Source organism: Serratia sp. ASV30 (assembly GCF_016428815.1).
Taxonomy (GTDB): Bacteria; Pseudomonadota; Gammaproteobacteria; order Enterobacterales; family Enterobacteriaceae; genus Chania; species Chania fonticola_C.
Genome location: NZ_JAELTL010000039.1, coordinates 11615 through 24064, shown reverse-complemented (window position 1 = coordinate 24064; position 12450 = coordinate 11615). Strand labels below are relative to the sequence as shown.

8 protein-coding genes are annotated in these 12450 nt (G+C 53.9%); all 8 read right to left on the bottom strand.

Annotated elements, in window-relative coordinates; all coding sequences use genetic code 11:
- Positions 1-14: 14 nt before the first annotated feature.
- The 8 genes from JHD74_RS17090 to rlmD all read right to left on the bottom strand — a co-directional run bounded on the left by JHD74_RS17090 (position 15) and on the right by rlmD (position 12443).
- Positions 15-2579, bottom strand: coding sequence for a fimbria/pilus outer membrane usher protein (locus JHD74_RS17090; protein ID WP_024529811.1), 2565 nt, complete (start codon positions 2577-2579; stop codon positions 15-17).
- A gap of 20 nt (positions 2580-2599) precedes the next feature.
- Positions 2600-3328 (bottom strand): molecular chaperone, encoded by a 729-nt coding sequence (locus JHD74_RS17085; protein WP_024529810.1) that lies wholly within the window; start codon positions 3326-3328, stop codon positions 2600-2602.
- A gap of 138 nt (positions 3329-3466) precedes the next feature.
- Positions 3467-4000, bottom strand: a complete 534-nt coding sequence (locus JHD74_RS17080; RefSeq protein ID WP_024529809.1) for a fimbrial protein — start codon at positions 3998-4000, stop codon at positions 3467-3469.
- A 627-nt stretch (positions 4001-4627) separates the two neighbouring features.
- The gene (gene eno / locus JHD74_RS17075) at positions 4628-5923 is read right to left on the bottom strand and encodes a phosphopyruvate hydratase (protein WP_024529808.1); all 1296 of its coding nucleotides are present in this window, start codon (positions 5921-5923) and stop codon (positions 4628-4630) included.
- An 80-nt stretch (positions 5924-6003) separates the two neighbouring features.
- Positions 6004-7641, bottom strand: a complete 1638-nt coding sequence (pyrG, locus tag JHD74_RS17070) for a glutamine hydrolyzing CTP synthase (RefSeq protein WP_024483442.1) — start codon at positions 7639-7641, stop codon at positions 6004-6006.
- A 366-nt stretch (positions 7642-8007) separates the two neighbouring features.
- Positions 8008-8802 (bottom strand): nucleoside triphosphate pyrophosphohydrolase, encoded by a 795-nt coding sequence (gene mazG, locus JHD74_RS17065; protein ID WP_024529807.1) that lies wholly within the window; start codon positions 8800-8802, stop codon positions 8008-8010.
- A gap of 59 nt (positions 8803-8861) precedes the next feature.
- Entirely contained in the window at positions 8862-11096 is a 2235-nt protein-coding gene (relA, locus tag JHD74_RS17060; RefSeq protein ID WP_074031837.1) for a GTP diphosphokinase, read from the bottom strand.
- A gap of 9 nt (positions 11097-11105) precedes the next feature.
- The gene (rlmD, locus tag JHD74_RS17055) at positions 11106-12443 is read right to left on the bottom strand and encodes a 23S rRNA (uracil(1939)-C(5))-methyltransferase RlmD (protein WP_199063150.1); all 1338 of its coding nucleotides are present in this window, start codon (positions 12441-12443) and stop codon (positions 11106-11108) included.
- Positions 12444-12450 lie beyond the last annotated feature (7 nt).

The window sequence follows — 12450 nt, the reverse complement described above, 5'->3', positions numbered from 1 at the left end:
GAATAATCGGTGAATCAGCGGCATGTCGCCTTCAGCAGCAGGAGCGGCTCATCGCTTGCCGGGGGTAATTTATAGGGCAGACTGCATCGTTCAGTCGCCCCTTCTCCCCAGCGTAAGGTCAATTTCCCTTGCGGTTTATCACTGCGCAGATAGATCTGATTAGCCTGGCCAACCATGCCGACATCGTTATTGTTCTCATCAAAGACCGAGGTACCCATCGGGATTATACTGCCATCCGGCCGCTGAACTTTGATCAGCACAGCCTGACCCCGTATCGTCTTGAAGTGCACTCGCACCGTGGCTCCTGCGAAAGGTGCCACACGCTGTTGCCCATCTTCCAATTCTGCCTTGCTGCTCATCCCCTGCGGATTCAGAGCCACAGTATTGAAATGATAGGGCACCAGCGAAGGAACCAGCGCATAGCCGAAACGATCGACACGAGCGCCCTGCCCATCCATCACTTGCGCACCACGCGCACCAGGAGCATCAATCAGGGCAAAGGTGTCCCCAACATAAGGCCCAAGCGTGACCCCACCGCGATGGGCAACCACAGCCCCCTGCAGCGCAGCCGATCCCTGCCAATATTGGCTGGATGCTGAAACCGAGCCGGTAGCACTGGCATAAGGCAGGCGGGTTTGCAGGTTACCCCCCCAGATGCTGTTATGGTTATTATCGTCGGTAGTGAAATTAAGCCCATAACCGACCTGCTGCGTCTCCCCCACGTTGCCCGAGATCGCCGCCTGATAGCTCCCTCCCTGCCCCTGACTATGGTTAGAGAACAACGATGCCGTTGGCGCAGAAGAAGAGCGACCAAGAGGAAAGGAAACCGAGAGCGAACTAACGGTTTGCGAGGTATTGGTACTCGCGAAATCATTGGTATTCACATAGGGCTGGCTGCCGTCGTAATAGGCGCTGTTGTTGCCGTTCAGGCTACGGGTACGCGTCACCGAAAGGTTCAACGCGACGCCGTTGCCAAACACCTTGCCCCAACCCAACTGTAGCTGATTATCCCGGCCGCGCCCATCGCGGTAATCCTGGGTAGAGCCTGACAGCGTCAGGTTACCCAATGAGCCAATCCCCTGATTGACGGCAACTTCAAAGCGCGACTGCTGGCGATAGGAATCGGATTGCCAGCTTTGTCCACTGCTGTCTGCCTGACGTACGCCGAGCACATCGCTCAAATCACGAAACCCTTCGGTGGAGTAACGATACCCGGCGATGGAAAGCGTGGTATCCGTTGGGGTAAAGCTTTTGCTATAGGAGAGGTGCAGCATCCAACCCGAGGTTGTGCCTTCCGGCAGGCTGGCATGGGAAAAAGTGCTATCCAGGCCAAAAGCCCCCAGTGAGTTACTGTAGACCCCACCCAGCATCAAGGCCTGATAGCCATCAGCCAACTGGTTACCCGCGTTAAACGTCACCGAGTTGCTCAAACCATACTGCCAGGTCAACTCACTGAACAGGTCGTTATCGCCGATAAAGCGCGATCGCCCCAGAGTCGCCGAATAGCGTGAGGATCCAGGGCGCATGGATTGGGGAACGGCAGAGAATGGCACGGTGAAGGTGCTGACGCTACCATCGGCCTCTGTCACCACCACCGTCAGGTCACCGGAGAAGTTGGTGGCAAACAGATCGTCAATCGCAAAGGGACCTGGGGCCACCGTGGTTTCATACAGTTGGCTTTTACCCTGAAAGACGGTCACTCTGGCGTTACTGTTGGCAATACCGCGCACCACGGGAGCATAGCCTCGCAGCGAGTCCGGCAGCATACGATCGTCCGACGTCATCCGGACGCCGCGAAACCCCAGCCCAGCGAAGAAATGGCCGTCGGTAAAGCCTTCCCCCAGCAAAACCTCACTGCGTAACGGCAGTACCGCCCTCTGAACATAGCGGCGGCTGGTATCCCAATGGCTGCCAAACTCATTATCAAAGCGGAAGTTGGATTGCTGACGGTAACGCCATAGCCCCAGGTTAAAACCCCCATTCAGGTTGGCGAAGGTGGAGTTGAGGTCCTTGGTCTGCCCCTGGCGGTAGTTGACGTGATATTGGTTAACGTTGTAGTTGAAAAACGCCATCGATTCACCGCTGCTCAGGCTGCCAGGGCTGACGCTGCCACGGGGTTTATGGTTCAGCAAACTCTGTGGAATGCTGAGATCCAATCTTAGTTGTGACATATCGGCCTGAACCTGAATGTCTTTAAGATCGCGTCCAGGTTGCAGGCAGCCTTCTGCAGGCACCGCTGGCACTTCCTTCAGGCCAAGGCGCTCCAGTTGTTGCTGCTCAAAACACGGCAATACGCGGCGATCGTCGCCCAGAACAAAGCGGATTTGGCTGCGTTCAACAAATACACCGTTGGTAAACAGCTCAACCTCATAGTTGCCCGGCGTTACCAGATCCTGTTGGTTGAACTGTTCGAGTTGCGTGCTGCTGAAAACGCTGCCACGCAGTAAATCGGCGTCGAAGGCGTAGTCGTCCGTTGCGCCTTGTGCCAGGGAGATCCCGCCCAGAGAGAACAAAAAGAGGCCACAGCGGCAGCACGTTGATAGCAGAGACGGAAATGTGGGATAGTTTTTTAACGGCATCAGGACCTCCCTGTCCTTTTTTAGTGCAGCGTCTCTAGCGTTACGGGAACCTCTACCCCATAGTCATTCATAACGCCGAGCACCACTTTCAGTTTCCCTTTAGGGAACGCCGAACCTAGCGGCCAACTCACCTGCGAAAAAGGCGCGATCATATCGGCCGGTTCAATATGCAGGTTTTTATTGCCGCTTTTGGCATAGCTGATGCTGACGTAATAAGGCGTAGGATTACTGACCTGGAGTGCATTGCCATTACGCTGGATACGCAACTGTTTGCCTGCCTGATTACCCTCTCCCGGCAGCCCTTCGGGCCGATAGAACACCTTCAGCCGATTGCTGACCAACAGCACCAACTTGTTTTTATCCGTTTCGCTTTGTTTGACGGCTGGCACCTGGAGGAAGTTAAGGTGAAACAGGGATTCGCGGTCAGTCGGTAAGCCTTTCCCGGTGTACATCAGCCTTACCATTTGCCCGCTATGGGCATTCATCCGGAAAATCTGTGGCGATGCGATAAAGGGGGCATCGGCCGTTTCCGGCGTCGACTTGTCATTATCGATATCAAGCCAGACCTGGATCAGCGCCGGGGCAGCATCATCGTTGGTAAACTGCAGCGTCTTTTCGCGCGCCTGAGCGGGGTAGATCACCCGGTTGCCCAGCATGGTGACGCTGGCAGCTGCGCTATCGACAATCAGCAATGTCAGGCTGAACAGCAATGCCGCCCAACAAGAAAAGGTACGTGTGGTATACGCCATAAGAGAGACCAGTCAACAAGACTAATAACCCAGCACCCCTTAAGGTTTCGGACAGTGCTGGCGTTATTATGGATAACAGGTTATTTCCTACCATCAGGCTTGAGCCCGGTGGCGGAAACAACCTAGAGCGGCAGAGTGTTATTTATACGTAATCGCATATTGTGCAGTGGCGATCACTGAACCTGCAGTCACCCCAGCCTCTTCGGCATAATAACGGGCAACCAGTTCTTGCGACGTTGATGTCGCGCCGGTTGCCAGCGTCATTGCGCTGGTGGTAGCCGTTGAACCCGTAGCAAAGCTTAATGGCGTGGTGGCATCGCTATCCAGCAGTTGAATAGAAACCTTGGTTGCATCACCGGTGTTACCCAGATTGCCATTGGTGGTCGTGTTATTCCCCACAAACACCGTTTTGATGGAGGTGTCGCTGGCCGCGGTAGTACAACCGGTTACGTTAACGGTAAAGGTCGTTTCCCCAGCGGTAGCACCTTTGGTAGCGAGCGAGCTGGCCGCAACCGTCTGCAGTAACACCACAGGGTTGGCTTCATTGCCGTTAATATTAACCGAGCAGGTTTGGGTACTAACTTCACCCTTGAATTGCACTGTATTGGCTGAATCTGCCATGGAGGCGCTAGAGAATGCAATTAAAGCGAGAGAGATCATTTTGATTTTCATAAGAAATCCTTTTAATTTACTTTTTCCAATAAAGCAGTCCTGGCAGTAATTATTTACTGGCTTAAACTCACTAAAAATAGACATGTCACACTGTCTTTCTCAGACGCCCTGTGGACATGTGAGATTATTCTAGCAAACCAAGATTTTTCTTAACAACTATTTTTTCGTAGCAATCGTAGATAATAGATTGAACTTACATTTGGTAACACTTATTAAATCGGCATTATTGAAAAATTAACTCAATAAATATCAATAAGTTAAAAACACAAAAGAATTATTTTGTTATCATATGAAACATTTTGAAACATATGGGTCTTTTTAGGGGTATTACCTGAAGTTAGGATTATTCCCAACATTTTAATAATTTAATATCATTACCTGGCCATTATTGATTATTAAGTGACCAGACCGATGTCAAAACTTGCGTCATCAGGCAGAAAAATACTCCCAAAAAAACAGGACAATTAGCGCAGAAATAATTTTTTAAGCCCAAGTAAAATCTCAACCCCATTATTTCGCCAGGTTGCAGAGGGGTAAATCTATTTAACGCAGGCATAAAAAAACGGAGAGTACCTTTACGGCACTCTCCGTTTGCTTACTGATTCGGTAACGAATCAAACCGTAATATTACTGACCTTTAACTTCTTTCAGGCCATTGAACGGCGCGCGGTTGCCCAGCGCTTCTTCGATACGGATCAGTTGGTTGTATTTAGCAACGCGGTCAGAACGGCTCATAGAACCGGTTTTGATCTGGCCAGCCGCAGTACCTACCGCCAAGTCAGCGATGGTAGCATCTTCGGTTTCACCTGAACGGTGAGAGATCACCGCAGTGTAACCTGCGTCTTTCGCCATCTTGATTGCAGCCAGAGTTTCGGTCAGAGAACCGATCTGGTTGAATTTGATCAGGATGGAGTTAGCGATGCCCTTCTCGATGCCTTCTTTCAGGATCTTGGTGTTGGTCACGAACAGGTCGTCGCCCACCAGCTGGATTTTGTCGCCCAGCACTTTGGTCTGGTATGCGAAACCATCCCAGTCAGATTCGTCCAGGCCGTCTTCGATAGACACGATTGGGTATTGCTTGGTCAGGTCTTCCAGGAAGTGAGTGAACTCTTCAGAAGTGAAGGCTTTGTTGCCTTCGCCGGCCAGAACATATTTGCCGTCTTTGTAGAATTCAGACGCTGCACAGTCCATAGCCAGAGTAATGTCTTTACCCAGCTCATAACCTGCCGCTTTTACCGCTTCAGCGATAACAGCCAGCGCTTCGGCGTTAGAACCCAGGTTTGGCGCGTAGCCACCTTCGTCACCAACAGAAGTGCCCATGCCTTTAGACTTCAGCACTTTAGCCAGGGTGTGGAACACTTCAGAACCCATACGCACGGCTTCTTTCAGGGTTTTAGCGCCAACAGGCTGGATCATGAACTCTTGAATGTCGACGTTGTTGTCTGCGTGCTCACCACCGTTGATGATGTTCATCATAGGCAATGGCATAGAGAATTTGCCTGGAGTGCCGTTCAGTTCAGCGATGTGCTCATACAGCGGCATACCTTTAGAGGCAGCGGCGGCCTTGGCAGCAGCCAGAGAGACAGCCAGGATGGCGTTAGCACCAAACTGGGATTTGTTCTCGGTACCGTCCAACTCGATCATGATCTTGTCGATGTTAGCCTGGTCTTTGGCATCTTTACCCACAACCGCCTGAGCGATTGGGCCATTTACTGCGGCAACGGCTTTCAGTACGCCTTTACCCAGGAAACGAGACTTGTCACCGTCACGCAGTTCCAGTGCTTCACGGGAACCGGTAGAAGCACCTGACGGCGCTGCAGCCAGACCGACGAAACCGCCTTCCAGATGAACTTCGGCTTCAACAGTTGGGTTGCCGCGTGAGTCGATGATTTCACGACCGATGACTTTAATGATTTTGGACATTAGGTTTTCCTCAGACAAGTTAAACTAAAACTCCAGACAAACAACGCGCGGTTTTGGCCGCGCGTTGCTTACTAAAACTCTTATTTCACCTGACGCTTCTGATGCTCACCAGCCGCCTTGACAAAGCCAGCGAACAACGGATGTCCATCACGCGGCGTCGACGTAAATTCCGGATGGAACTGACAGGCCACAAACCACGGATGATCAGGTAATTCAATAATCTCAACCAGCTTGTTATCCGCAGAACGACCCGCTACACGCATACCCGCGGCTTCGATCGGCTTCAACAGCATGTTGTTGACTTCGTAACGGTGACGGTGACGTTCCACGATGGTTGGCTCGCCGTACATCTTGCGCACCAGGCTGTTGTCGGTCAGGTGGCATTGCTGGCCACCGACGCGCATCGTGCCGCCCAGATCGCTTTCTTCGGTACGGACTTCGACGTTGCCGTCTTCGTCACGCCACTCGGTGATCAATGCGACAACCGGGTACTTACAGTCTGGCACAAATTCGGTGGAGTTAGCATTTTCCATACCCGCTACGTTGCGCGCAAACTCCATCAACGCCACCTGCATACCCAGGCAAATGCCCAGATAAGGAATTTTGTTTTCACGCGCGTAGCGTGCGGTCATCACCTTGCCTTCCACGCCACGGTAGCCAAAGCCGCCAGGGATCAGGATTGCATCCAGATCTTTCAGCACTTCAACGCCGCGGGTTTCAACATCCTGCGAATCGATCAGCTTGATGTTGACGGTCAGACGGTTTTTCAGCCCGCCGTGCTTGAGCGCTTCGATCACCGACTTGTAAGCATCTGGCAGTTCGACATATTTGCCGACCATCCCGATGGTCACTTCACCGCCTGGATTGGCTTCTTCGTAGATCACCTGCTCCCACTCACCCAGATTGGCTTCCGGTGGTGTCAGGCTGAATCGTTTACAAATATAATCATCCAAGCCCTGAGATTTCAAGAGGCCTGGGATTTTATAAATGGAATCAACGTCTTTCAGGGAGATAACCGCTTTTTCCGGTACGTTACAGAAAAGAGCGATTTTTGCGCGTTCATTAGCAGGAACTGCGCGATCGGAACGGCAGATCAGCACATCTGGCTGAATACCGATGGAAAGCAGCTCTTTTACCGAATGCTGGGTAGGTTTGGTTTTCACTTCACCCGCGGCAGCCAGATATGGCACCAGCGTCAAATGCATGTACAGAGTGTGCTCACGGCCCACTTCGACGGCCATCTGACGAATGGCTTCCAGGAACGGCAGGGATTCGATATCGCCGACGGTGCCGCCGATCTCGACCAGCACCACATCGTGGCCTTCGCCGCCTTCGATAATGCGTTCTTTAATGGCGTTGGTGATGTGTGGGATCACCTGTACGGTGGCACCCAAGTAGTCGCCACGGCGCTCTTTGCGCAGCACATCGGAGTAGATACGCCCGGTGGTGAAGTTGTTACGACGCGTCATTTTGGTACGGATGAAGCGCTCGTAGTGACCCAGATCCAGATCGGTTTCTGCCCCGTCTTCGGTGACGAAAACTTCCCCATGCTGAATCGGGCTCATGGTGCCCGGATCCACGTTGATGTACGGGTCCAGTTTCATGATGGTAACGTTGAGGCCACGGGCTTCAAGAATAGCCGCCAAGGAGGCTGCGGCAATGCCTTTACCCAGAGAGGATACGACCCCGCCGGTTACAAAAATATAGTTAGTTGTCATGCTGAACCTGAGAGTTTAGGTTTAAAGACGATGGAAGAACCAAGACGGGAAAGTAGTATACCCGAACCTCTCTTGACCTACAAACGATCGTTTTACCTGCCATCATCTCAACCACCCTCGTGAGTTCATCCCGGTTTAATCGTTTGGCCCCCGTTTTAGAGCCTTTTAGAAACAATGGGTTAGCGTAAAAAACTGCGTACAAACCGACTTTGGATGCAATAAAACACCTTAGATTTCAGTTTGTTGAGCTTTTCTGCCGGTTAAACCAGATTCAGCAATCCACAACCCCGAGCTTAACCGTTTCAGCTTGGGTAAATATTGTCGCCGATCAAACAAGCGACACAGTTAGGACAACGCGATGAGCAATTAGTTTTCCAGGCGTTTTACCTGCTGCCAGGCCTCTTCCATCTGCTCCAACGTGGCTTCCTGCATTGTCAGACCGCGGCTTTGCACGATATCCTCCACTTGGCGGAAGCGGCGTTCAAACTTGCGGTTGGCCACCTGCAACGCCTTTTCCGCTTTATGCCCCAGATGGCGAGAAAGATTGACCGTGGCAAACAGCAGATCGCCAATTTCCTCTTCCAGCTTCTGCTCGTCCACCACCGCTTGCTGAGCTTCGTGCATCACTTCATCCAGCTCTTCATACACTTTGCCTACGACCGGCCCCAAGGTGTTCCAGTCGAAGCCGACCGCGGCACAGCGCTTTTGGATTTTATGAGCCTTCATCAGCGCCGGTAAGGCGTTGGGAATATCATCCAGCGCCGAGTGCAGCGCTTTCTCTGCCCGTTCACCGGCCTTCAACTGCTCCCAGCGAGCGGAAACCGCCGCGCTGTCTGCTGCCTCTGCCTCGCCGAAGATATGCGGGTGACGGCGTTCCAGCTTGTCGCTGATGGCGTTGCACACCTGGTCGAAGTCAAACAGCCCCTGTTCCTGCCCCATCTGGGCATAAAACACCACCTGGAACAGCAGATCGCCCAGTTCATCACGCAGCTCGGCATAGTCCTGGCGCTCAATGGCGTCCAGCACTTCGTAGGTTTCCTCCAGGGTGTAAGGCGCGATGGTGGCGAAGGTCTGCTTACGATCCCACGGGCAACCCACCTGCGGATCGCGCAGGGTTTTCATAATGGTCAGCAGGCGTTGCAGTGGTGTTGATTGGGTCATGTTGAGTCTCTGAATAATTAAGGGCCCAGCATGCTGAGCCCTTAAGCAAAAAAGAAAAATCAAGCGCCGTGCAGGCGTTTGGCATCGATGACGTCGGGCAGTTGATTGAGTTTGGCCAGCACGCGCCCCAGCACCACCTGGTTATAGATTTCGATGTCCATATCGATGGTGGCCAGCTGCTTTTTGGTGTCGCTGCGGCTGGCGACACCCAATACGTTGACCTTCTCGTTGGCCAGGATGGTGGTGATATCACGCAGCAAACCGCTGCGATCGTTGGCCACGACGCGCACCACCAGCGAATAACCACTGGAGTAGCTTTCCCCCCAGACCGCATCCACGATACGTTCCGGCGCGTGAGACTGTAGCTCCGCCAGTTGATCGCAATCCGCACGGTGGATCGAGATCCCGCGCCCCTGGGTGATAAAGCCGACAATGTCGTCACCCGGGATCGGCTGGCAGCAGCGGGCAATGTGGTGCATCAGATTGCCGACGCCTTCGACCACCACACGGCCATTATCTTTGCTGCGGGCTGAGGTTGCCGGGGCTTTCTGCTGGGTCAGTTGGCGTAACGCTTCGCGATCCTGCTCCTCGGCGCTAGGCTTGTTGAGCTTGCCCTGCAGGAAGTTGACCATCTGGTTGAGACGGATATCGCCGCCGCCAATGCCCGCCAACACTTCATCCAACGAGTTGACGTTATAACGTGGGATCAGCAGCTTTTCGGCTTCCCGCAGGCTGATACCGAGGTGTTCCAGCTCGTTGTCCAGCATCTGCCGCCCGGCCAGGATGTTTTTATCGCGATCCTGCTTGCGGAACCAGTTGTGGATCTTGGAGCGCCCACGGCTGGTGGTGACATAGCCCAGGTTAGGGTTCAGCCAGTCGCGGCTGGGGTTCGGTTGCTTCTGGGTGATGATTTCAATCTGATCGCCCATCTGCAACTGGTAGGTAAACGGCACGATACGGCCGCCAATCTTGGCACCGATACAACGGTGGCCGACGTCGCTGTGGATATGGTAAGCAAAGTCCAGCGGTGTGGAGCCGGCTGGCAGATCCACCACGTCACCCTTCGGCGTAAACACGTAGACGCGATCGTCGAACACCTGGCTGCGCACTTCGTCGAGCATTTCGCCCGAGTCCGCCATCTCTTCCTGCCAGGCAATCAGCTTACGCAGCCAGGCAATGCGTTCTTCATAGCCGGAACGCGCCGTAACCACCGCGCCTTCTTTGTATTTCCAGTGTGCGGCGACGCCCAGTTCGGCATCTTCGTGCATCTGGCGGGTGCGGATCTGGATCTCCAGCGTTTTGCCACGCGGCCCGAGCACCACGGTATGGATCGACTGATAGCCGTTCGGTTTCGGGTTGGCGACGTAGTCGTCAAACTCATCCGGCAGATGGCGGAAATGGGTATGGACGATGCCCAATGCCGCATAGCAATCCTGCAGGCGCTCCACCACTACGCGCACCGCACGCACGTCGAACAACTCGTCGAACGCCAGCGATTTCTTCTGCATCTTGCGCCAGATGCTGTAAATGTGTTTCGGGCGGCCATAAATCTCCGCCTTGATGCCTTCGATTTCCATCGCGCTATGCAATGAAGCCACAAAGTCATCAATAAACTGCTCGCGATCGATACGCCGTTCATGCAGCAGCTTGGCAATGCGTTTGTATTCATCGGGATGCAGATAGCGGAAACAGAAATCTTCCAGTTCCCACTTCAACTGGCCGATCCCTAGGCGGTTAGCCAGCGGGGCGTAAATATTGGAACACTCTTTGGCCGCCAGCACGCGTTCGTCTTCCGGCGCATCCTTCACTTCACGCAGGTGGGCAATGCGCTCTGCCAGCTTGATCACCACGCAGCGGAAATCTTCCACCATCGCCAGCAGCATGCGGCGCACGTTATCGACCTGCTCGGAGCCCATCGAGTCGTTGTGGGTGGCTTTCAGTTGGCGGATGGCGTCCATATCGCGTACGCCGTGCACCAGGGAGGTAATGCCGGCACCGAACTCTTCGGTCAGGGTGGCTTCAGGAACGATCGCCGCGTCCACCAGCGGGAACAGCAGCGCAGCGCGCATACTGTCGTTATCCATGCTGAGGGTCGAGAGGATCTCCACCATTTCCAGGCCACGCCATAGCAGCAACGGCGCGTCAGGATGGTCTTTCGTCTGCTGTTCACAGTAACGCCAGGTTGCGGCTAATCGCTCACCTGACTGCGGGTTGGGCAACCCCAGGCTGGCTATCCAGTCATCAAGCGCGAATTCACCCGCCGTATTCAGATGTGCAGTTCTTACCGCGACCATAACTTCTCCCTACTTTTTCCGCGACCCGTGGATAAACAGCGCCATGGATTCAAGATGCCCCGTGTGCGGGAACATATCCAACATTCGCACACGCGCAAGACGATAACCGGCGTCCAGCAACACTTTGCTGTCGCGTGCCAACGTCGTGGGGTTACAGGATATATACACCACACGCTCTGGCGCCAGTTTTACAATATGTGACATCACTCCAGCCGCACCTGCGCGGGCTGGATCCAGCATCACCTTATCAAATCCCTGTGCTGCCCATGGTTGTCGCGCAACGTCATCTTCCAGATTTTCATGGAAAAAGGAGACATTACTGAGCCTATTCCTATCGGCATTATATTGCCCATTCGCTACCAGCGTGGCAACACCTTCAATCCCGACCACCGCCTTGGCCCGCTTGGCCAGCGGCAGGGTAAAGTTGCCCATGCCACAAAACAGATCCAATATGCGATCATTGGGCTCAATCTCGAGCCATTCAAGGGCCTGAGCCACCATTTGCTGATTTACCGCATCATTTACCTGAATAAAATCGCGCGGATTGAAGTCTAAGCGTAGCCCGTCAACCTGATAATACGGCGCTTCCCCGCACAGTTTTTCCAGCCGATCGCTATCCGGTGCCAAATAAACGGCGGTGCCATTTTGCTGGGCAAACTGCTGCAAAGCCTGACGATCGCCCTGCTTGAGCGCATCCAGGTGGCGCAACACCAGCACCGGTCCGTTATCCGCCAACACCAGCTCCGCATGGCCCAGACGCTGCACGGCCTGCAAGCCGTTCAGGCATTGATACAACGGCACCAGCAGCCGTTCCAGCTCCGGTGCCAATACCGGGCACTGCTTCACCGCCACCAGATCGGACGAGGCGGCCTGGTGAAACCCCATCAGCAAACGGTGCTGCTGGGGTTGCCACTGTAATCCCAGCCGTGCACGCCGACGGTAGCCATATTGTGGCCCGGCAATCACCGGTTCCTGTTGCGGCGTCACCCCGGTTTCACGGCAGATCAACCGCCCCAACGCTGCCGCCTTGCTTTGCTGTTGCAGCTCTTCGGAGACATGTTGCTGTTGGCAACCTCCACACACACCAAAGTGTGGGCAGCGCGGCTCAACACGTTGTATGCTGCAATTCAACAGTCGCCTGAGCTTACCTTTGGCGAACTGTCGTTTGTCCTGCGTCAACTGGATTTCGGCCTGTTCACCCGGCAGAACGCCGGGGACAAATACCGCTTTGCCTTCATGGCGCGCCACTCCCTGGCCAAATGGATCGAGGTCCGTTACCGTTACCGTGAATATTTGTGAAGCTTGCCGGGTCGTCACGCGGCGTTTCGGAGAGTAGAATTGCGCCATAATTATT